At 66.9% G+C, this 19,432-nt stretch carries 21 protein-coding genes; 10 read left to right on the top strand and 11 right to left on the bottom strand.

The genetic code is table 11. The features are described from left to right. The first annotated feature begins 4 nt into the window (after positions 1-4). The 6 genes from Q0D31_RS06630 (at position 5) to coaA (ending at position 4,082) form a co-directional block, all read left to right on the top strand. Positions 5-535, top strand: coding sequence for a DUF2628 domain-containing protein (locus Q0D31_RS06630; RefSeq protein WP_291847250.1), 531 nt, complete (start codon positions 5-7; stop codon positions 533-535). Further along, positions 532-1,182: an imidazole glycerol phosphate synthase subunit HisH gene (gene hisH, locus Q0D31_RS06625; protein ID WP_291847247.1), complete on the top strand. Its 651-nt coding sequence runs from the start codon at positions 532-534 to the stop codon at positions 1,180-1,182. The genes Q0D31_RS06630 and hisH overlap by 4 nt, the downstream gene beginning before the upstream one ends. Further along, positions 1,170-1,919 carry a 1-(5-phosphoribosyl)-5-[(5-phosphoribosylamino)methylideneamino]imidazole-4-carboxamide isomerase gene (hisA, locus tag Q0D31_RS06620; protein ID WP_291847244.1) on the top strand — a complete coding sequence of 250 codons (750 nt, stop codon included), beginning with the start codon at positions 1,170-1,172 and terminating at the stop codon, positions 1,917-1,919. The genes hisH and hisA overlap by 13 nt, the downstream gene beginning before the upstream one ends. Before the next feature lie 10 nt (positions 1,920-1,929). Then, complete coding sequence (gene hisF / locus Q0D31_RS06615) at positions 1,930-2,706, top strand: imidazole glycerol phosphate synthase subunit HisF (RefSeq protein ID WP_291847241.1); 777 nt, start codon at positions 1,930-1,932, stop codon at positions 2,704-2,706. Between the two features lie 80 nt (positions 2,707-2,786). Further along, positions 2,787-3,110 carry a phosphoribosyl-ATP diphosphatase gene (locus Q0D31_RS06610; protein ID WP_291847238.1) on the top strand — a complete coding sequence of 108 codons (324 nt, stop codon included), beginning with the start codon at positions 2,787-2,789 and terminating at the stop codon, positions 3,108-3,110. A gap of 15 nt (positions 3,111-3,125) precedes the next feature. Next, complete coding sequence (coaA, locus tag Q0D31_RS06605; RefSeq protein WP_291847233.1) at positions 3,126-4,082, top strand: type I pantothenate kinase; 957 nt, start codon at positions 3,126-3,128, stop codon at positions 4,080-4,082. A gap of 73 nt (positions 4,083-4,155) precedes the next feature. Here coaA and Q0D31_RS06600 read toward each other — a convergent pair whose 3' ends face one another. The 7 genes from Q0D31_RS06600 to rsmI form a co-directional block, all read right to left on the bottom strand. Continuing rightward, positions 4,156-6,405, bottom strand: a complete 2,250-nt coding sequence (locus tag Q0D31_RS06600) for a PAS domain-containing hybrid sensor histidine kinase/response regulator (RefSeq protein ID WP_291847230.1) — start codon at positions 6,403-6,405, stop codon at positions 4,156-4,158. 193 nt (positions 6,406-6,598) lie between these two features. Continuing rightward, positions 6,599-8,137, bottom strand: coding sequence for a YifB family Mg chelatase-like AAA ATPase (locus Q0D31_RS06595; RefSeq protein WP_291847228.1), 1,539 nt, complete (start codon positions 8,135-8,137; stop codon positions 6,599-6,601). A 73-nt stretch (positions 8,138-8,210) separates the two neighbouring features. After that, positions 8,211-8,522 (bottom strand): hypothetical protein, encoded by a 312-nt coding sequence (locus Q0D31_RS06590; RefSeq protein WP_291847225.1) that lies wholly within the window; start codon positions 8,520-8,522, stop codon positions 8,211-8,213. A 131-nt stretch (positions 8,523-8,653) separates the two neighbouring features. After that, entirely contained in the window at positions 8,654-9,649 is a 996-nt protein-coding gene (locus tag Q0D31_RS06585) for an MBL fold metallo-hydrolase (protein ID WP_291847222.1), read from the bottom strand. A gap of 143 nt (positions 9,650-9,792) precedes the next feature. Next, positions 9,793-10,740: a glutathione synthase gene (gshB, locus tag Q0D31_RS06580; RefSeq protein ID WP_291847219.1), complete on the bottom strand. Its 948-nt coding sequence runs from the start codon at positions 10,738-10,740 to the stop codon at positions 9,793-9,795. A 35-nt stretch (positions 10,741-10,775) separates the two neighbouring features. Next, entirely contained in the window at positions 10,776-11,189 is a 414-nt protein-coding gene (locus Q0D31_RS06575; protein ID WP_291847216.1) for a YraN family protein, read from the bottom strand. Further along, positions 11,176-12,129: a 16S rRNA (cytidine(1402)-2'-O)-methyltransferase gene (rsmI, locus tag Q0D31_RS06570; protein ID WP_291847210.1), complete on the bottom strand. Its 954-nt coding sequence runs from the start codon at positions 12,127-12,129 to the stop codon at positions 11,176-11,178. The genes Q0D31_RS06575 and rsmI overlap by 14 nt, the downstream gene beginning before the upstream one ends. 194 nt (positions 12,130-12,323) lie before the next feature. Here rsmI and Q0D31_RS06565 point away from each other — a divergent pair, with 194 nt between their 5' ends. Next, positions 12,324-13,544, top strand: a complete 1,221-nt coding sequence (locus Q0D31_RS06565) for a penicillin-binding protein activator (protein ID WP_291847207.1) — start codon at positions 12,324-12,326, stop codon at positions 13,542-13,544. 6 nt (positions 13,545-13,550) lie between these two features. Here Q0D31_RS06565 and hemW read toward each other — a convergent pair whose 3' ends face one another. The 3 genes from hemW to rph all read right to left on the bottom strand — a co-directional run bounded on the left by hemW (position 13,551) and on the right by rph (position 16,237). Continuing rightward, positions 13,551-14,672 (bottom strand): radical SAM family heme chaperone HemW, encoded by a 1,122-nt coding sequence (gene hemW / locus Q0D31_RS06560; protein WP_291848137.1) that lies wholly within the window; start codon positions 14,670-14,672, stop codon positions 13,551-13,553. 94 nt (positions 14,673-14,766) lie between these two features. Beyond that, positions 14,767-15,402, bottom strand: coding sequence for an RdgB/HAM1 family non-canonical purine NTP pyrophosphatase (rdgB, locus tag Q0D31_RS06555; protein ID WP_291847202.1), 636 nt, complete (start codon positions 15,400-15,402; stop codon positions 14,767-14,769). 121 nt (positions 15,403-15,523) lie between these two features. Then, positions 15,524-16,237 carry a ribonuclease PH gene (gene rph, locus Q0D31_RS06550; protein ID WP_291847199.1) on the bottom strand — a complete coding sequence of 238 codons (714 nt, stop codon included), beginning with the start codon at positions 16,235-16,237 and terminating at the stop codon, positions 15,524-15,526. A 158-nt stretch (positions 16,238-16,395) separates the two neighbouring features. Here rph and hrcA point away from each other — a divergent pair, with 158 nt between their 5' ends. The 3 genes from hrcA to Q0D31_RS06535 all read left to right on the top strand — a co-directional run bounded on the left by hrcA (position 16,396) and on the right by Q0D31_RS06535 (position 18,610). Then, positions 16,396-17,484: a heat-inducible transcriptional repressor HrcA gene (hrcA, locus tag Q0D31_RS06545; protein WP_291847197.1), complete on the top strand. Its 1,089-nt coding sequence runs from the start codon at positions 16,396-16,398 to the stop codon at positions 17,482-17,484. A 177-nt stretch (positions 17,485-17,661) separates the two neighbouring features. Next, positions 17,662-18,264, top strand: coding sequence for a nucleotide exchange factor GrpE (gene grpE / locus Q0D31_RS06540; protein WP_291847194.1), 603 nt, complete (start codon positions 17,662-17,664; stop codon positions 18,262-18,264). A gap of 79 nt (positions 18,265-18,343) precedes the next feature. Continuing rightward, on the top strand, positions 18,344-18,610 hold the full coding sequence (locus Q0D31_RS06535) for a hypothetical protein (RefSeq protein ID WP_291847191.1): 267 nt from the start codon (positions 18,344-18,346) through the stop codon (positions 18,608-18,610). A gap of 30 nt (positions 18,611-18,640) precedes the next feature. Here Q0D31_RS06535 and pncA read toward each other — a convergent pair whose 3' ends face one another. Further along, a complete protein-coding gene (gene pncA, locus Q0D31_RS06530; protein ID WP_291847189.1) occupies positions 18,641-19,354 on the bottom strand; it encodes a bifunctional nicotinamidase/pyrazinamidase in 714 nt (237 codons plus the stop codon). Positions 19,355-19,432: the final 78 nt, after the last annotated feature.

The raw sequence follows: 19,432 nt of genomic DNA, 5'->3' as shown, positions 1-19,432 counted from the left end.
GACGATGCCGGTTTATACAGTGCACGCCCCCGTGGGAAATGGCGCCGATCTCGCGGCGGCCGACAAGTTCGTCTTTGTCCGTGACGGCTTTCATTTCTGGGCGGCGATCGCCGGCGTTATCTGGCTGGTCTGGCACCGGCTGTGGCTGGCGCTGACCGGCTGGATCGTCCTGATGGTTGCGATCCAGTTCGGGCTCTCGGCGCTTGGCGCCAGCGGCAGCGCGATCTTCGCCGTCGATATCCTGGTCGCCCTCCTGATGGGTTTCGAGGCGGCCAGCCTGCAGCGCTGGACGCTGTCGCGCCGCAAATGGCGACAGCTCGACGTGGTCGTCGCCGATGACGCGGAGGCGGCCGAGCGACGTTTCTTCGATCGCTGGACCGCCAGGCAGCGCGGCAACGGCAGCGACCGATCGGCGGTTGATCGCGGCGCGCCGCCGCCCACCCGCCACGTCCCGGGCCAGCCGTTCTCCAAGCCCCCGCCGATGCCGCAGGGCGGGATCATCGGCCTGTTTCCCGAGCCGGGAGGCTCGCGGTGAGCGTCGCGATCATCGATTACGGTTCCGGCAATCTGCACTCGGCGGCGAAGGCGTTCGAGTTCGCCTCTCGGCGTATGCAGGATCCGCAGCAGATCACGGTGACGCGCGACCCTGAAACCGTGTACCGCGCCGATCGCATCGTGCTGCCCGGCGTCGGCGCCTTTGCCGATTGCCGCCGCGGCCTCGACGCGCTCGACGGCATGCTGGAGGCGATGACCGAAGCGGTGCGGGTCAGGGCGCGGCCCTTCTTCGGCATCTGCGTCGGCATGCAGTTGATGGCGACCCGCGGCAAGGAGCACGTCGTCACCGACGGCTTCAACTGGATCGCGGGCGACGTGGAGAAAATCGCGCCGCGCGAGGAGAACCTGAAAATTCCCCACATGGGCTGGAACACGCTCGACATGGTGCGCGAGCACGCCGTGCTGGAGCGGTTGCCGCTCGGGCCGAAGGGCCTTCATGCCTATTTCGTGCATTCCTATCACCTCAACGCCGCCAACGAGGCCGACGTGCTGGCCCGCGCCGATTATGGCGGGCCGGTCACGGCCATTGTCGGCAAGGACACCGCGATCGGCACCCAATTCCACCCGGAGAAAAGCCAGCGCTTCGGGCTCGCTTTGATCTCTAATTTCCTGAAGTGGAAGCCGTGATCCTGTTTCCCGCCATCGACCTGAAGAACGGCCAGTGCGTGCGCCTCGAGCAGGGCGACATGGCGCGCGCGACCGTGTTCAACCTCGATCCCGCAGGCCAGGCGCGCGCCTTTGCCGAACAGGGCTTTGAATATCTGCACGTCGTCGATCTCGATGGCGCCTTTGCCGGCAAGCCGATAAACGCGCGCGCGGTCGAGGCGATGCTCAAGGCCGTCACCATGCCGGTGCAGCTCGGCGGCGGGATTCGCGATCTCAGGACGATCGAAGCCTGGCTCGACAAGGGGATTGCCCGCGTGATCATCGGCACCGCGGCGGTGCGCGATCCCGCGCTGGTGAAGGACGCGGCAAGGAAATTCCCCGGCCGCGTCGCGGTCGGGCTCGACGCCCGTGACGGCAAGGTCGCCGTCGAAGGCTGGGCCGAGACCTCGCAGGTGACCGCGCTCGAAATCGCGATGCGTTTCGAGGACGCAGGCGTCGCCGCCATCATCTTCACCGACATCGCCCGCGACGGCCTGCTCAAGGGCCTCAATCTCGATGCCACCATCGCGCTGGCCGAGCGCATCGCGATTCCCGTGATCGCTTCCGGCGGCTTCGCCTCGATCGACGACGTCAAGGCGCTGTTGGAGCCGCGCGCAAAAAAGCTCGCCGGCGCCATCGCCGGCCGCGCGCTTTATGACGGCCGGCTCGATCCCGCCGCCGCGCTGACGCTGATCCGCAACGCCCGCGCCGCGGCGTAGGAGAATTCGTATGTTCAAGGTCCGCGTGATCCCCTGTCTCGACGTCAAGGATGGAAGGGTGGTCAAGGGCGTCAACTTCGTCGACCTTCGCGACGCCGGCGATCCGGTCGAAGCCGCGATCGCGTATGATGCGGCCGGCGCCGACGAGCTGTGCTTCCTCGACATCACCGCCACCCACGAAAACCGCGGCACCATGCTCGACGTGGTGCGGCGCACCGCCGAGGCCTGCTTCATGCCGCTGACGGTCGGCGGCGGGGTGCGCACGATCGAGGACATCAAGACGCTGCTGCGGTATGGCGCCGACAAGGTTTCGATCAATTCGGCGGCGGTGTCCAACCGCGAATTCGTCAAGCAGGCGGCCGAAAAGTTCGGCGACCAATGCATCGTGGTCGCGATCGACGCCAAGCGGGTCAAGCGCGGCGGCGGTGGCGAGCGCTGGGAAATCTTCACCCATGGCGGGCGCAATTCCACCGGGATCGACGCCATCGAATACGCCCAGGAAGTGGTCGCGCTCGGGGCCGGGGAAATCCTGCTGACCTCGATGGACCGCGACGGCACCAGGCAGGGGTTCGACCTGCCGTTGACCCAGGCCGTGGCCGACAGTGTTGCCGTGCCGGTCATCGCCTCCGGCGGCGTCGGTCATCTCGACCATCTGGTCGACGGCATCCGCCAGGGCCACGCCACCGCGGTGCTGGCGGCCTCGATATTCCATTTCGGCGAATTTACCATTCGGCAAGCCAAAGAGCACATGGTGCGCGCCGGGCTGCCGATGCGGCTCGATCCCTGACGACTCACCGTCACAAAAGTGCTAAGTCCTGTCCGGAATGGCGTCGGCCTCCGGCCGGTCGCATGTGCTGAGTTGACTTGATGTCCCGTTTCACGGTTCACGATCTGGCCGCCACCATCGATGCAAGGGCCGCATCGGGGGGCGAAGCGTCCTATACCCGCAAGCTGCTCGACAAGGGCGCGGAGCATTGCGCCAAGAAACTGGGCGAGGAAGCGGTCGAGACCGTGATCGCGGCGATCGAGAACGACCGCGGCAAGCTGGTCGCCGAAAGCGCTGATCTGGTGTTTCACCTGCTGGTGCTGCTGAAATCGCGCGGGGTGAGGTTCGAAGAGGTCGAGGCCGCGCTGGCGCAGCGCACCATCATGTCCGGGCTCGAAGAGAAGGCGTCGCGCAAGCGCGAGTAGTTCAAGAGGCGCGTCATGGATATGCGGGCGACGGAACAGCAGTACAATCCCTACCGGGTGTTCACCCGCGCGCAATGGGCGCGGCTGCGCGACGATACGCCGATGACGCTGGAGCCGGGCGAGTTCGAGCGGCTGCGCTCCCTGCACGACCGGCTCGACATGAAGGAAGTCGAGGACATCTACCTGCCGCTGTCGCGGCTGCTGTCGATCTATGTCGACGCCACGCTTCGGCTGTACCAGGCGCAGCGCCAGTTCCTCGCCATCAGGGACCGCAAGGTGCCCTACATCATCGGCGTCGCCGGTTCGGTCGCGGTCGGAAAATCGACCACCGCGCGGGTGCTGCAGGCGCTGCTGGCGCGCTGGTCGCCGCGGCCCAAGGTCGATCTGGTGACCACGGACGGATTCCTGTTTCCGAACGCGGTGCTCGAGCGGCAGGGGCTGATGCAGAAAAAAGGCTTTCCCGAGAGCTATGATCTGCCGATGCTGCTGGCCTTCCTCAGCGACATCAAGGCCGGACGCCGGCAGGTGCGCGCGCCGGTGTATTCGCATCTTGTCTACGACATCGTGCCCAACCAGTCGATCGAGGTCGACCGCCCCGACATCCTGATCGTCGAAGGCGTCAACGTCCTGCAGACCGGCCGGCTGCCCCGCGACGGCAAGGCCGTCCCCGTGGTGTCGGACTTCTTCGACTTCTCGGTCTATATCGACGCCGACGAGCCGGTGCTGCGCGAATGGTATGTGCGGCGCTTCCTGGCGCTGCGCGACACGGCGTTTACCGATCCCAAGTCCTACTTCCATCGCTATGCGTTGCTGTCCGACGAAGAGGCCACCGCGACAGCGATCGCGATCTGGGAGCGCACCAACCTCGCCAATCTCGAAGACAACATTTTGCCGACCCGGCCGCGCGCGACGCTGATCCTGAAGAAGCGCGCCGATCACCTGGTCGAAACCGTGGCGTTGCGTCGGCTGTAGTGTTTCAGTCTGGCTTCGTAACAAATGTCAAATCCTCCAGAATGAGGTCTGACATAGGCCGCCCGCAGTCAAATCACGCCGCGATCTGCCTGGATGCGGCGAGGTCGGCGAGCGCCTCGGCGAGCTTTTCGCGGTCGAGCGGCTTGATCAGGAATCCGTCCATGCCGGCCTCGAAGCAGGCGTAGCGGTCTTCCACCAGCGTGTTGGCGGTGAGCGCCAGGATCGGGGTCGGGCGGTCGGGCTGGCCGGCTTCGAGGGCCCGCATCCGCTTTGTGGTTTCGATGCCGTCGAGCCCGGGCATCTGGATGTCCATCAGGACGAGGTCGTAGGGACTGCCGGCGGATTTCGCCGACAGCCAGGATTCCAGCGCCTCGGCGCCGTTGCCGGTGATCACGGCGTGATGACCGAGTCGCGCCAGCAGCGAGCGCATCAACAGCGCATTGATCGCATTGTCCTCCGCGACCAGGATCGACAGGCCCGTCGCCGACGGCGCGGCGGGCGCATCGACGGCGTCGGCCGGCGCGATCGGCGTTTCGTCGGCAAGACCCGGCGCGGCCACTTCCGGCGCAGCCGAAAGCCGTGCGGCGAGCGAGGCCGACCGCAGCGGCTTGACCAGATAGCCTGTGAGGGCGGAACTGGCAGACGGTTGCAGTTCGTGCCGCGTCGCCGGCGTGAACATCACGATTCGCTGCGCCGCATGCAGGCGCGCGGCCTCGCCGAGCCGCTCGATCGCGGCCAACCCCAGCGCGTGATCGATCAGGACGGCATGCCAGGAACGCTCGGGCAGCAGGGCCAGCGCGACGTCGGCGTCCGACACCACGCAGGTATGGCCACCCCAGTTCTGCAGCCGCCGCGCCGTCAGCGTGGCCTCGATGCTCTCGGGCGAGACCAGCATGATCGACTGGCCGGCGAGATCAGGCGTCGCGGCCGGCTTTTGGTCCTCCGCAGCGGCCGCAAGCGGGATCGACATTTCAAAAGTCGAGCCGACGCCCGGCTGGCTCTGCAGCGTGATGCGGCCGCCCATGCGCTTGACGATGCGCTCGCTGATGCTCAGGCCGAGCCCGGTGCCGCCATGGCTGCGCGCGATGCGCGCGTCGGCCTGCTCGAATTCGCGGAAGATGCGCGCCTGCGCCTCGGGCGCGATGCCGATGCCGGTGTCGCGCACCAGGAAACTGATTTCGCCGGGCCAGATGCCGGGCTCCACGATCAGGGCGACGCCGCCGCTCGAGGTGAACTTGATGGCGTTGCCGGCGAGATTGAGCAGCACCTGGCGCAGGCGCGCCGCGTCGCCGATCACCTGCATCGGCAGCCGGTCGTCGACATAGGCGGCGATCTCGATCCGCTTGGCCTGGGCGCGCGGCGCCAGCAGTTCGGTGATGTCCTCGATCAGGCCCGACAGCGAGAACGGTCGATGCTCGAGGTCGATCTTGCCGGCCTCGATCTTGGAATAGTCCAGGAGTTCCTCGATCAACGCGAGCAGCGCATCGCCGGAGGTCTTCACCGCCTTGACATAGGTGGTCTGTTCCGGCGTTAGCGGCGTATCCAGCAGCAGCCCGCTCATGCCGATGATGCCGTTCAGCGGCGTGCGGATCTCGTGGCTCGCCATCGCCAGGAAGCGCGATTTGGCGCGGCTTGCGGCGTCCGCGAGGTCGCGGGCCTCGGCCAGCGCGCGCTCGCTCTCGGTGCGATCGGTGACGTCGCGGCCGACGCTTTGCATTTCCGCCGCCGCCCCGGCGTCGGTACGGACGAGGCCTTCGCGCCAGGCGATCCAGCGCGGGCCGAGCGGCCCGGCCACCTGCTGGTCGTGGACGCGGGTGCCGCTGGATTCGATCGCGCTGTCGCCCTGCTCCAGAACCGTGAGCGTGGCGCGGCTGCCGATCAGCGCGCTTCGCGGCGCTTGCGCCAGTTCGCAATAGGCGTCGTTGGCGTAGCTGATCCGGCCCTCGGCATCGCGCAGCACGATCAGGTCGCCCTGTGATTCGAACAGGCTGCGGGCGCGCTGCTCGGCCTCCTGCAATTCCCAGTTCCGGTCCGCCAGCACCTCGTTATGCATGGCGATCTTGCGCATCTTCTTGCGCATGAAACGAAGCCGGACGCTCAAGGCCACCAGCGCGACGCAGGCCATCGCAAACAGGAAGGCGACGCCGATCGCAAAGGTATGCGGGTCGTACTCGGCGCTTTCGGACCGGATGCCGGCAATGAAGCCATAGCCACCGCCGAAGGTGGCGGAGAAGACCATGAAGTAGCGAAGGACAAGACTGAGCCAGGGGTGGCGGCGGCCGAAACGACGTAAGCCGAGCTTGATCCGGAAAGTCCGTCCCATTGCGAGTGATCCCGAGATTGCTGGTTGAGCCGAGGCGCCCTGATTCGCCTGATGTTTGAAGCCGACGATGCGTCGCCGAGATTGCAAAGTGCTTGAGGCGGTCAGCGGTTGTTTACCGCGATGAAAACAGGGTGAACAAAGCGTTAAGACGAGGCTGCGTCGGGGCGCGCCCTCTGCTCGAACGCGCCATGGCTTAAGCCGCGCGGCGCAGATCCTCGGCGAGCGCGCGATAGGACAGCGCCTCCGCCAGATGCAGCCGGCCGATGCCTTCCGCGCCGTCGAGGTCGGCGAGCGTGCGCGCCACGCGCAGCACGCGGTGATAGCCGCGCGCGGTCAGCTTCATGGTCTCGGCGGCGTCGCGCAGCAGTTTCTGTCCCTGCGGGTCCGGCTGCGCGATGGTCTCGAGCAGGGCTGCCGGAGCTTCGGCGTTGGTGCGGATCTCAGGCATGCCGGCGGCCGCGTAGCGCGCGCGCTGGATGTCGCGCGCCGCGGCGACGCGGGCGGCGACTTCGGCGGAGCCTTCCGAGGGCGGCGGCAGGATCAGGTCGGCCGCGGTCACCGCCGGCACCTCGATGCGCAGGTCGATGCGGTCCATCAGCGGGCCGGAAATGCGCATCTGGTAATCCGAGGTGCAGCGGGCGACCGGCGCGCGCCTGCAGGAATAGCCGGGCTCGAAGGCATGGCCGCAGCGGCACGGGTTCATCGCCGCGACCAGCATGAAGCGCGCCGGATAGGTGACGCGGTGATTGGCTCTGCTCACCGAGACCTCGCCGTTCTCCAGCGGCTGGCGCAGCGAGTCCAGCACGCGCGCGTCGAACTCCGGCAGTTCGTCGAGGAACAGCACGCCCTGGTGCGCCAGCGAAATCTCGCCGGGCCTGGCGCGCATGCCGCCGCCGGTCAGCGCCGCCATGCTGGCGGAATGGTGCGGGCTGCGGAACGGCCGCCGCGCCGTCAGCGCGCCGTCGCGGATTTCGCCGGCGACCGAGGCGATCATCGAGACTTCCAGCAGTTCCGACGGCGACAGCGGCGGCAGGATCGAGGGCAGCCTTGCCGCCAGCATCGACTTGCCGGCGCCGGGCGAGCCGATCATCAAGAGATGATGCCCGCCGGCGGCGGCGATCTCCAGCGCGCGCTTGGCGCTCTCCTGGCCCTTGATGTCGCGCAGATCCAGATGCGAGATTTCCTGCTCATGGACCCGCGGCTGCGGCCGCGACAGCACCTGTGTGCCCTTGAAATGGTTGGCGATCTGGATCAGCGACTTCGCCGCGACGATCTGGATATCGGGGCTCGCCCAGGCCGCCTCCGAGCCGCAAGCCGCCGGGCAGATCAGCCCCTCTTCGCGCGTATTGGCCCCGATCGCCGCCGGCAGCACGCCGGCGACCGCCGCGATCGAGCCGTCGAGCCCGAGTTCGCCCAGCACCGTGAAGCCATTCAGCGCATCCGGCGGGATCGCGCCGATCGCGGCCATCAGGCCGAGCGCGATCGGCAGATCGTAATGGCTGCCTTCCTTGGGCACGTCGGCCGGCGCGAGGTTGACGGTGATGCGGCGGGCGGGCAGCGCCAGGCCGGAGGCGATCAGCGCCGAGCGCACCCGCTCGCGCGCCTCGGACACCGCCTTGTCCGGCAGGCCGACGATGGCAAACGCCGGCAGGCCAGGGGCAACCTGCACCTGCACGTCGACCGCGCGGGCCTCGATCCCCTCAAAGGCGACGGTGGAAACCCGCGCGACCATGCTGCCCCCCTCATGTCGAAAACGAGGGTAGCGGAACATGGGGGCAAGTCAAGAACGTTTAGGGAACAGACGGCTAATTCAATTTCCCCGCCGCGATCGCCGTCATATTCGCCTGAGGCTGCTCCAGCATCTTCAGCGCGGCGTCGAGGCTGTTGCGCAGATTGGCGGCGGCGGTGGGGGTGCAGCGGATACGGCCTGACGACAGGAATTTGACGTCGGTCGATCCGTCCGGCTTCGGCACCAGGATCCGCGTCGCCAGTTCGATCTCGACCGCGCCGTTCATGGTGCCGTAGGCGCCGACGATGTCGAAATAGACCAGCGGGGCCGCAGCGCCGGTATCCTCGTAGACGACGTCGGTCGTGCTGGTGGGCAGTTGATCGGCCAATGAACTACTCCGGGGTTGACGTCCTGATTCGCAGGTCATGACTTACGCCGGACCGGGAGCCGTCCCTAGAGCCGGATGACTTTTCTTAGAATCGTCATCCCGCTCTAGTTCTTGTTGGCAGACGACGCAGGCTAGAGGTTCATCACCATCGGCGCGGGATAGTAATGAAAACCTTCGCTGGTCTTGGCGATGTTGCCGAAGCCGGGCCAGGCGTAGTGATAGGACATGACCGGAGTCTTGTTGGCCGCGATCATGTCGAGCAGCCTCACCCGCGTGTCCGCCGCCTGCTTCGGATCGCTGTCATAGGCGAACTGCATCCGCGGTTTCTGCAGCAGCAGCACGGCGTGATGCGTAAGGTCGCCGAGGAAGGCAAAGGACTTGCCGGCCGAGGTCACCATGAAGATGGTGTGACCGACGGTGTGGCCGGCCGCGCCGATCGCCTGCACGCCGGGGAGGAATTCCTGGCCGTCCTTGATGAAGACGATGCGGTCGCGCACCGGCAGCAGGTTCTTGCGGGCGTGGATCACGAAATCCTTCAGCGGGCTGCCGAGCTTGCCTTCATCGGTCCAGAAATCGAAATCAGCCTGGGTGATGTAGACTTGGGCGTTCGGGAACAGTGGCTTGTCGTCGGCGCCGACGAGGCCGCCGATGTGGTCGATATGCGCGTGCGAGCACACCACCGCGTCGATGTCGGCGGCCTTGATGCCGGCCTCGGTCATGCTCTTCGGCAGGCGGCCGGTGGTCGGGCCGAACGCCTTCGAGGTGCCCATGCCGGTGTCGAACAGGATGAGCTTGTCGCCGGTGTTGACGATCGGCGAATTCTGCTCCAGCACGACATTGTCCGGGTTGAGGAAATTGTCGGTCAGCATCTTCCTCACTTCCTCATCGGGCACGCCGACGAAGGTGCCCTTGGGCGGGCCGAGCGGCAGCGGGCCGTCGGAAACCACGGTCACTTCGGCGTCGCCGAGGACGAAGCGGTGCCAGTAGGGCGTCTGGGTGCCGAGCTTCGGCGCCTTGGCCAGCGCGCTGCCGCCGGGCATCGTGGATGCGCCAAGACCTGCGCCAAGACTCGCACCAAGCCCTGCGCCGAGCGCAAGCAAGGACCGTCGCGAAAGATCATTCGTCATGGTTCTCCTCCAGTGTTTTTGATTTGTCGTTGGTCGCCGGACGGATTCGTCCGAGGCGAGAAACTGCGCCCGCTCGCCCGACTTGGCAAGCGGATGAAGCGGCAGCAGAGCAATGCGATAAGCGCGTGAGCAGTGCGCGGCGTCTAGTTTCCGCCGCGTTTGTTTTCGATGCTGTCCCAAACCTTCGCCGCCACGTCGGGCCCGCCGAGCCGGGCGATGGCGCGGATTCCGGTCGGCGACGTCACGTTGATCTCGGTGAGGTTGCCGTCGATCACGTCGATCCCGACGAACAACAGCCCGCGTTCGCGCAGCGCCGGGCCGAGCGCGGCGCAGATTTCGCGCTCGCGCGCCGACAGGTCGGTCGCCTGCGCCGCGCCGCCGCGAACCATGTTGGAGCGCAGATCATCGGCCGCCGGCACGCGGTTGACGGCGCCGGCGAATTTGCCGTCGACCAGGATGATGCGCTTGTCGCCGTGTTTCACCTCGGGCAGGAAGCGCTGGATCACCCAGGGCTCGCGGAAGGTGACCGAGAACATGTCGAACAGCGAGCCGAAATTCATGTCCTGCGGCATGACGCGAAACACCGCCGCGCCGCCATGGCCGTGCAGCGGCTTCATCACCACCGCGCCGTGTTGCTGGCGGAACGCGTTGATCTCGTCGAGGTCGCGCGAGATCAGCGTCGGCGGCATCAGCTGCGGAAAATGCATCACGAACAGTTTTTCCGGCGCGTCGCGCACCGAGGCAGGGTTGTTCACGACGAGCGTTTTCGGGTGGATGCGCTCCAGCAAATGCGTCGAAGTGATGTAGGCGAGGTCGAAGGGCGGGTCCTGGCGCAGCAGGATGACGTCGAAGGCCTCAAGCGAGGTTCGCTTCGACTCGCCGAGGCTGAAATGGTCGCCGACCTTGTCGCGGACGCTGAGCGCCTGCACCGGCGCCACCAGTTCCTCGCCGCGCAGCGACAGCTTGTCCGGCGTGTAATAGGAAAGCGTATGGCCGCGCCGCTGGGCTTCCAGCAAGAGCGCGAAGGTCGAATCGCCTGCGATGTTGATGCGCGCGATCGGATCCATCTGGACGGCGACGTTCAATTTCATGGTGGTCATACCCGGCTCGCTTTGGAGGAAACTACCTATACGCTGGCGTCGAACGCCGCCAACAGATGCCGCGGCAGCCGCCGCGGCGCAATCAGGACGGCGTCGAACCGCAGCTCGAATTCGGCATGCTCGGGATGCACCATCAGCCAAGCCTGCGCGGCGTCGATGATGCGCGCCTGCTGCCGCGGCGTCACCGCATAGGCGGCGTCATCGAGGCTGGCGCGGGCCTTGACCTCGATGAAGGCGACCAGGTTGCGCTTTCTCGCCACCAGGTCGATCTCGCCATGGGGGGTGCGGAAGCGCCGGGCGAGAATGCGGTAGCCTTTCGCCATCAGAAAGGCGGCGGCGCGGCTCTCGGCCGAAACTCCGGTACGGAACGCCGCGACCCGCGCCGGCGCCGCCGGTTTTGTGGTGGTCGCGGGCGGCGAGGCGCCGTCAGTTTTCGCCATCGCCGCCCCTGTTTTCTTTCGCAAGCTCGAGGGCGCGGGCATAGACTTCGCGCCGCGGCCGCCCCGAAAGTTCGACCGCATGCGCGACGCTGTCCTTGACGCTGTCCCGCGCCAGCGACGCCCGCAATAGATCATCGAGGTCATGTTGCGTCATGGCCCCCTCATCGGCGCGCGGCGGGCCGATCACCAGCACGAACTCGCCGCGGGTTTCCAGCGTGGTGGCGGCGGCCGCCAGTTCCGCGACCTGCGCGCGCGTGATCTGTTCGTGCATCTTAGTCAGCTCGCGGCAGATCGCGGCGTCGCGCCCGGCCATGATGTCGGCGAGATCGGCCAAGGCGTCCTGTACGCGGTTACCGGATTCGAACAGCACCAGCGTGGCGTCGATCCGGGCGAGCTCGGTGAGCCGCGCCCGCCGCGCCGCCTGCCGGGGCGGCAGGAATCCCTCGAAGAAGAACCGGTCGGTGGGAAGGGCCGCCACCGCCAGCGCCGAGAGAACCGATGACGCGCCTGGAATCGCGACCACGGCGTGGCCGGCGGCGCAGGCCTCGCGCACCAGCTTGAAGCCGGGATCGGAGATCAACGGCGTACCGGCGTCCGACACCAGCGCGACGGAGGCGCCCTGCGCCAGTTTTTCCAGGATTTTCGGCCGCGCCAGCGCGGCGTTGTGCTCATGATAGGGCTTCAGTTCCGCCGCTATCGCATAGCGCTCGGTCAGGCGGCGGGTGATGCGGGTATCCTCGCAGGCGACAATGTCGACGCCGGCCAGCGTCTCCAGCGCGCGCAGCGTGATGTCGCCGAGATGACCGATCGGGGTCGCCACCAGATAGAGGCCGGGAACCGGCTTCGGGGCGTTCATCACGTGGCCGCCGATCGAAAACGTCCGGCGCGGTGAACCCGGTTCGCCTTCCGACCCGTAGCTGGAGCTGGCTTTTGCGCGCATCGTTCCAATCTAGAGGGAGCGACGCGCCAGCGCCATATCCGGCGCTAGGATGTTCCCGCGTCGCAGCGGCCGGGCCACCATCGGTTTGGTTAACTATTCGCCAACAATTTGCTGAAATCGCCCTTGAGGTTTAAGGCTTTGGTCTTTCAGGATGAAGTCCTGGCCGGCGGCGGTCGGCCAACAGAAGAGACAAGATGACAGGCCCGTTCAATCGCAAGCCGGGATATGCGGGTCGGCTTCCGTCAGAGCCGACCCGGCGGTCGGCGCTTGGCCTCATGCTCGGCGCGCCGCTGCTCGGCGCCTGCGCCGGCATGCAGCAGTCGTTCTCCAACACGTTCGGTTCGTCGCAGCCTGATGCGCCGGCCGGCCCGCAGCAGCAGCCGCTTGCGGTCGGCACCGGGCAGGTCAAGGTCGGGTTGATGCTGCCGCTATCGGCCTCCGGCAACGCCGGGGTCGCCGCGCAGTCAATGAAGAACGCGGCTGAGATGGCGCTGGCCGAATTCCAGAACCCCAACATCCAGCTCCTGATCAAGGACGACGGCGGCAGCGCCCAAGGTGCGGCGCCAGCCACCCAGCAGGCGATCGACGAAGGCAGCGAGATCATCCTGGGCCCGCTGTTTGCGGCCTCGGTGCCGGCGACCGCGCAGCTGACGCGCGCGCGCGGCGTCCCGGTGATCGCGTTCTCGACCGATTCCAGCGTCGCCGGGCGGGGCGTCTATCTCCTGAGCTTCCTGCCGGAATCCGACGTCAACCGGATCGTCGACTACTCCGCCGGCATCGGCAAGCGATCGTTCGCGGCGCTGCTGCCGGACAACGCCTATGGCAACGTCGTCGAGGCCGCCTTCAAGCAGGCGGTCGGCCGCAAGGGCGGGCGGATCGTGGCCTTCGAGAAATACGGCGCCGATCGCGCCGCGCCGGCGCGGACGGTGGCGCAGGCGCTGGGTTCGGCGGACGCGCTGTTCATCGCCGACGACGGCGATTCGGTGGTGGCTGCGGCGGATGCGCTGACCGCGGCCGGCGCCAATTTGCGCAACATCCAGCTGCTCGGCACCGGGCTGTGGGACAATCCGCGGGTGCTGGCGAGCCCGGCGCTGCAGGGCGGGATGTACGCCGCGCCGGATCCGTCGGGCTACCGCGGCTTTGCCGGCCGCTACCGCGCCAAGTTCGGCGCCGAGCCGGTGCGCACCGCGACGCTCGCCTATGACGCGGTGGCGCTGGTGGCCGCGCTCTCCAAGCAGCAGGGCGCGCAGCGCTTTGCGGCGGAAACGCTGACCAACCCTTCGGGGTTCGCCGGCATCGACGGCCTGTTCCGCTTCCGCGCCGACGGCACCAACGAGCGCGGCCTTGCGGTGATGAAGGTCGCCAGCGGCGCCAGCACGCCGGTCGCGGGTTCGCCGAAGAGTTTTGGGGCGTAGGGGCTCTTACGCCGCAAGATCCGCCACCACCGCATCGAGCACGGGAAAGCCGGCCTGCGTCACCCGCAGCCGGCCGTCGGCGTCGATGACGATGGCGCCGTCCTCGCGCAGCACGGCGATCCGCTCCGGATCGAGCGCGCGGCCGGACAGCGCTTCGTAGCGGTCGGGATCGATACCCTCGGCGAGCCGCAACCCCATCAGCAGGAATTCGTCGGCGCGCTCCTCGCTGTTGAGGCGGTCGTCGGTGATCACGCCGTGGCCGTTGGCCTCGACCCGCATCAGCCAGGCCTCGGGCCGCTTCTCGGTTGCGACCGCGTGCCTGGTGCCGTCGATGTCGAGCCTTCCATGCGCGCCGGGGCCGATGCCGGCATATTCCTGGCCGCGCCAGTAGAGAAGGTTGTGCCGGCATTCGGCGCCCGGGCGGGCGTGGTTGGAAATCTCGTAGGCGGGCAGGCCGTGCTGCGCGCAGACTTCCTGCGTCACGTCATAGAGCGTGCGGGCGAGCGCTTCATCCGGCGTCTTCAGTCTGCCAGCGGCGTGCAGGCCGAAGAACGGCGTGCCTTCCTCGATCGTGAGCTGATAGAGCGACAGATGTTCGGCGGCTTCCGAAATCGCGAGCTTGAGTTCATCGGCCCATGCTTGTGGCGTCTGGTCGGGGCGGGCGTAGATCAGGTCGAACGAATAGCGATCGAACGCGGTGCGCGCGATCTTGACCGCGTCCAGCGCCTCGCGCGCGCTGTGCAATCGCCCCAAGGCTTTCAGCGAACCGTCATCCAGCGCCTGCACGCCGAGCGAGACGCGGTTGACGCCGGCGGTACGGTAGCCGCGAAACCGGGTGGCCTCGACGCTGGTGGGGTTGGCCTCCAGCGTCACTTCGGCGTTGTCGGCGACGCGCCAGTTTTTTCCGATCGCATCCAGGACGGCGCCGACGGTTTTGGGCTGCATCAGCGACGGCGTGCCGCCGCCGAGAAAGATCGAGGTGACGGTTCGGCCCGGCGCGCGCGACGCCGTGGTTTCGATCTCGCGGGCAAAGGCGCGGGCGAAGCGTTCCTCGTCGATCGGCGCATGGCGGACGTGGCTGTTGAAATCGCAATACGGGCATTTCGACAGGCAGAACGGCCAGTGCAGGTAGACGCCGAAGGCTTGTTGTTCTCCCTCCCCCGCGCGCGGGGGCCGAGACGAGCGAAGCTCGCTCTTGAGGTTAGGGTGGGGGCGCTCTTCACTAGTCAAGGCAGATCTCCGCCAGTTTGACGAAAGCCCGCGCGCGGTGCGACAGGCCAAGCCCGAGCGGCGGCAGGCCGTGCTTCTCGATCGAGGTCATCTCGCCAAAGGTCCTGTCGTGGCCGTCGGGCAGGAACGCCGGGTCGTAGCCAAATCCGGCGCTGCCGCGCGGCGGCCAGACCAGCGTTCCGTCGGCGCGCGCCTCGACCTCTTCAATATGGCCGTCGGGCCAGGCGACGCACAGCGCCGAGACGAAATGCGCCTTGCGCTGCGTGGGCGAGGTGGCGCCGCGCTCCTGCAGCAGCCGCTCGATCCGGCTCATCGCAGCCATGAAATCCTTGCCCTCGCCGGCCCAGCGCGCCGAGTAGATTCCGGGCGCGCCGTCCAGGGCATCGACCACGAGGCCGGAATCGTCGGCGAAGGCCGGCAGCTGCGCGGCGTTCGCCGCCGCGATCGCCTTGATCGCGGCGTTGGCGCGAAAGCTGTCGCCGGTTTCCTCGGGTTCGCCGAGGCGGAGTTCGCCGGCGGAGATCGCCTCGATCCCGTGCGGCGCCAGCAACTCCCGCATCTCGGCGAGCTTGCCGGGATTGTGGGTCGCGATCACCAGCCGGCCTGTGATTCGACGGTGCTGAGCCATGGAAATTTCTTGCTCTGACATGGCCGGGCCTGTCCCGGCCATCCACGTCTTGAAATGAAGGAAGTCGTGAGATCAGGAAAGTCCTGGGTGCCCGGGTCAAGCCCGGGCACGACCTCTGTAATCACGCCACCGCCATCTTCTGCAAATCCACCAGCCGCGCGACGCCCGCGCGCGCCAGCGCCATCAGCGCCAGGAACTCGGCTTCCGAGAACGGGGTCTTCTCGGCGGTGCCCTGCACCTCGATGATACGGCCATCGCCGGTCATGACGAAATTGGCGTCGGTCTCGGCCTCGGAATCCTCGGCATAGTCGAGGTCGAGCACCGGCGTGCCGTTGTAGATGCCGCAGGAGATCGCCGCGACGTTGTCGCGCAGCACATTGGCCTTCAGCATGTTGCGGGTCTTCATCCAGCCGATGCAGTCGGCCAGCGCCACCCAGGCGCCGGTGATGGCGGCGGTGCGGGTGCCGCCATCAGCCTGGATCACGTCGCAATCGACCGTGATCTGGCGCTCGCCGAACGCCTGCAGGTCGACCGCGGCGCGCAAGGACCGGCCGATCAGCCGTTGAATCTCGACGGTTCGGCCGCCCTGCTTGCCGGTGGCGGCCTCGCGGCGGGTGCGCTCCAGCGTGGCGCGCGGCAGCATGCCGTATTCGGCCGTGACCCAGCCGCGGCCCTGGCCCTTGAGCCAGGGCGGCAGCCGCTCTTCCAGCGTCGCGGTGACCAGCACATGGGTGTCGCCAAACTTAACCATGCAGGAGCCTTCGGCGTATTTGACGACGCCGCGTTCCAGCGACACGGGGCGCAACTGATCGGGCGCACGGCGGCTTGGCCGCATGGGAAGTCCTTTCGAAATCGGGAAAAAATCCGGTTGCGGTGCTTTTAGGAGGGGGAATGACTAGCGGCAAGGGCTTTTGCCCCGATTTGCCGGCGGCAAGGCTCGCTTGTCATCGGCGGTCCGGATAGACAGATTAGGGACGTTGCGAGGAGGAATCGGTGGCCCACCACGATCCAATCGGCCTGATCGCCCCGAATGCCGGGCTGGCCCAACTCAACGAGCGCTCGCGCGACATTTTTCGCCAGATCGTCGAGAGCTATCTCACGACCGGGGAACCCGTCGGTTCGCGCAACATCTCCCGCCTGATCGCGATGCCGCTGTCGCCGGCCTCGGTCCGCAACGTGATGTCGGACCTCGAGCAACTCGGGCTGATCTACGCCCCGCACACCTCGGCCGGGCGGCTGCCCACCGAACTCGGACTGCGCTTTTTTGTCGACGCGCTGATGCAGGTCGGTGACCTCACCGAACCCGAGCGGGAGCAGATCCAGACCCAGCTCGCCTCGGTCGGTCGGGCGCAATCGGTCGAGGCGGCGCTTGGCGAGGCGCTGACGCGGCTTTCCGGCCTGACCCGCGCCGCCGCCGTGGTGCTGACCGCCAAGTCCAATTCGCGGCTCAAGCACATCGAATTCGTCCGGCTGGAGCCGGAACGCGCGCTGGTGGTGCTGGTCGGCGAAGACGGCCAGGTCGAGAACCGGGTGTTGCCGCTGCCGCCCGGCGTGCCACCCTCGGCGCTGACCGAAGCCGGCAATTTCCTCAATGCGCGGATTCGCGGCCGGACGCTGGCCGAAGCCCGGCTCGAGCTGGAAACCGCGCTGGCGCAGAGCCGCGTCGAGCTCGACCAGCTGACGCAGAAGGTGATCGCGGCCGGCATCGCCAGCTGGTCCGGCGGCGAGAGCGAGGACCGGCAGCTGATCGTGCGCGGCCACGCCAATCTGCTGGAAGATCTGCACGCGCTGGAGGATCTCGAGCGCGTCAAGTCGCTGTTCGACGACCTCGAAACCAAGCGCGGCGTGATCGATCTGTTGGGCCGGGCCGAGCGCGCCGAAGGCGTGCGAATCTTCATCGGCTCGGAGAACAAGCTGTTTTCGTTGTCCGGCTCCTCCACCATCATCGCCCCCTACACCGACGCCAGCGGCCGCATCGTCGGCGTTCTCGGCGTCATCGGGCCGACCCGGCTGAACTACGCCAGGGTGATTCCGACGGTGGACTACGCCGCCCGGATCGTCAGCCGGATGCTGGGCGGCTGATCGGCCCCCGATCAAGCCTGATCCAGACCTCCTCGTTCTGACGCGTTTTCTTCACGCGAACCGCCGCCCGCTTCGCTCGAAAACGCCATGTAGCGCTTGATTTTCGGCCGCCAAAGCACGATATCCCGCCCAGCAAATCCCCATCGAACCCGACATATTTTTTGAGAAGGCAGCCTCATGACCGATCCGAACCAGCCGGCCAACGACGCGGCGAAAGCGGGCGAGACCGGCGAGCCCGTGGTTTCAAAACCCTACATCATGCCTGACGATCCCGAGGAAGGATCGCTGGAGGCCTTGACCAAGGAGGTGGCCGAGACGCGGGACAAGATGCTGCGGACGCTGGCGGAAATGGAGAACCTGCGCCAGCGCACGCGGCGCGAGGTCGCCGATTCCAAGATCTACGGCATCACCGGCTTTGCGCGCGACATCCTCGATATCGCCGACAATCTGCAGCGCGCGCTGGACGCCATTCCACCCGAGGCCAAGGCGGCCGCCGATCCCGGCATCAAGGCCTTCATCGAGGGCGTCGAGCTGACCGAGCGCTCGCTGCTCAACACGCTGGAGAAGAACGGGGTGCGGAAGTTCGATCCCTCGGGCGAGAAGTTCGACCCGAACTTCCAGCAGGCGATGTACGAGGTGCCCGATGAGTCCGTCGCACCGGGGACGGTGGTTCAGGTCGTGCAGGCCGGCTTCATGATCGGCGATCGCATCCTGCGCCCGGCGCTGGTCGGCATCGCCAAGGGCGGCACGAAGGCGCCGCCGGCAGACGCGGCAATCTGAGATGGGCTGTCCGGCGCCGTTTCAATGGTAGCCGCCGTGGGGGCTGGAAAGTGTTCTGCTCAAGCCTCATATTGACGAAATGGAACACGTCGATAAATGCGCTTCCGTTTTGCGGCATCTGATCGCGGACGGCCAAACCGACGGCATCCCGTTGGCCGAAAAGGCCATCGATGAGCTAATGGCTGCAACTCCAGCGTCGCGGCAAAAGGAATCCCTAAGCAACGTGCGGTCAGTCGTGCAGGCCGATCGCGACGCAGTCGCGCGAGAAGCCGATTTCGGTTCCCAACTCGGCTTTGCGGATACCGTGAACAATTACATCGAAAAACTGATGAGGAACCTGGCGTAGCTCCGGAACGCCGGCAGGAGAGAACGCGCCCTAGACCGCGATATCCCCCGACTTGATCCGCTTGACGCCGGCCTTGGTCATGTCGGCCCAGGCCTTGGCGAGCGAGCCCTTTGTGTCGATGCCGCGGCAGGCGTCCTCGATCACATAGGTTTCAAAGCCGGCCTTGCGGGCGTCGAGCGCGCTCCAGGCGACGCAGAAGTCGGTGGCGAGCCCGGCCAGGAACAGCCGCTTCACCTTGCGCGCCTTCAGATAGGCGGCGAGCCCGGTCGTGGTCTTGCCGTCGGCCTCGGTGAAGGCCGAATAGCTGTCGACGTCCTTGTGGAAACCCTTGCGGATGATCAGCCCGGCCTGCGGGATCGAAAGATCCTTTGACAGTGCCGCGCCCTCGGTGCCCTGCACGCAGTGATCGGGCCACAGCACCTGCTGGCCGTAAGCCAGGCCGACGGTCTCGAACGGCTTCTTGCCGGCATGCGAGGAGGCGAAGGAGACGTGGCCGGCCGTATGCCAGTCCTGCGTCAGCACCACATTGGCAAAGCCCTTGGCGATGCGGTTGATGAGCGGAACGACCTGCTCGCCGTCTTTGACGGCAAGGCTGCCGCCCGGCAGAAAACAGTTCTGGACGTCGATGACCAGCAGCGCCGACGCCGCATCAGGCTTGATCGGCGCAGCCCATACTGCATTCGGGAATAAAGCGGCGATCGACGTCCCGCCGAGACCCGTCAGAACCAGCCTGCGCGTAACCATGGTGCATCTCCCCGGTGGTGAACCCGACCGGCGAAAAGCTAATGGCATCGGCGGCGGCGCGAAAGCCCGAAATTACAG

The sequence above is a fragment of the Bradyrhizobium sp. genome, assembly GCF_022844465.1.
Lineage (GTDB): Bacteria > Pseudomonadota > Alphaproteobacteria > Rhizobiales > Xanthobacteraceae > Bradyrhizobium.
The sequence above is the reverse complement of the archived record's forward strand: the minus strand, read 5'-3'. Positions and strand labels throughout refer to the sequence as shown.

What these genes read in the sequence shown, in the direction of transcription:
- Q0D31_RS06535 (WP_291847191.1), top strand. Translation starts at nt 18,344, where the DNA reads ATGGAACACGTCGATAAATGCGCTTCCGTTTTGCGGCATCTGATCGCG.
- Q0D31_RS06600 (WP_291847230.1), bottom strand. Translation starts at nt 6,405, where the DNA reads ATGGGACGGACTTTCCGGATCAAGCTCGGCTTACGTCGTTTCGGCCGC.
- rsmI (WP_291847210.1), bottom strand. Translation starts at nt 12,129, where the DNA reads ATGCGCGCAAAAGCCAGCTCCAGCTACGGGTCGGAAGGCGAACCGGGT.
- Q0D31_RS06610 (WP_291847238.1), top strand. Translation starts at nt 2,787, where the DNA reads ATGTCCCGTTTCACGGTTCACGATCTGGCCGCCACCATCGATGCAAGG.
- coaA (WP_291847233.1), top strand. Translation starts at nt 3,126, where the DNA reads ATGGATATGCGGGCGACGGAACAGCAGTACAATCCCTACCGGGTGTTC.
- Q0D31_RS06585 (WP_291847222.1), bottom strand. Translation starts at nt 9,649, where the DNA reads ATGACGAATGATCTTTCGCGACGGTCCTTGCTTGCGCTCGGCGCAGGG.
- pncA (WP_291847189.1), bottom strand. Translation starts at nt 19,354, where the DNA reads ATGGTTACGCGCAGGCTGGTTCTGACGGGTCTCGGCGGGACGTCGATC.
- Q0D31_RS06575 (WP_291847216.1), bottom strand. Translation starts at nt 11,189, where the DNA reads ATGGCGAAAACTGACGGCGCCTCGCCGCCCGCGACCACCACAAAACCG.
- rdgB (WP_291847202.1), bottom strand. Translation starts at nt 15,402, where the DNA reads ATGGCTCAGCACCGTCGAATCACAGGCCGGCTGGTGATCGCGACCCAC.
- gshB (WP_291847219.1), bottom strand. Translation starts at nt 10,740, where the DNA reads ATGAAATTGAACGTCGCCGTCCAGATGGATCCGATCGCGCGCATCAAC.
- Q0D31_RS06595 (WP_291847228.1), bottom strand. Translation starts at nt 8,137, where the DNA reads ATGGTCGCGCGGGTTTCCACCGTCGCCTTTGAGGGGATCGAGGCCCGC.
- Q0D31_RS06565 (WP_291847207.1), top strand. Translation starts at nt 12,324, where the DNA reads ATGACAGGCCCGTTCAATCGCAAGCCGGGATATGCGGGTCGGCTTCCG.
- hisF (WP_291847241.1), top strand. Translation starts at nt 1,930, where the DNA reads ATGTTCAAGGTCCGCGTGATCCCCTGTCTCGACGTCAAGGATGGAAGG.
- rph (WP_291847199.1), bottom strand. Translation starts at nt 16,237, where the DNA reads ATGCGGCCAAGCCGCCGTGCGCCCGATCAGTTGCGCCCCGTGTCGCTG.
- grpE (WP_291847194.1), top strand. Translation starts at nt 17,662, where the DNA reads ATGACCGATCCGAACCAGCCGGCCAACGACGCGGCGAAAGCGGGCGAG.
- Q0D31_RS06630 (WP_291847250.1), top strand. Translation starts at nt 5, where the DNA reads ATGCCGGTTTATACAGTGCACGCCCCCGTGGGAAATGGCGCCGATCTC.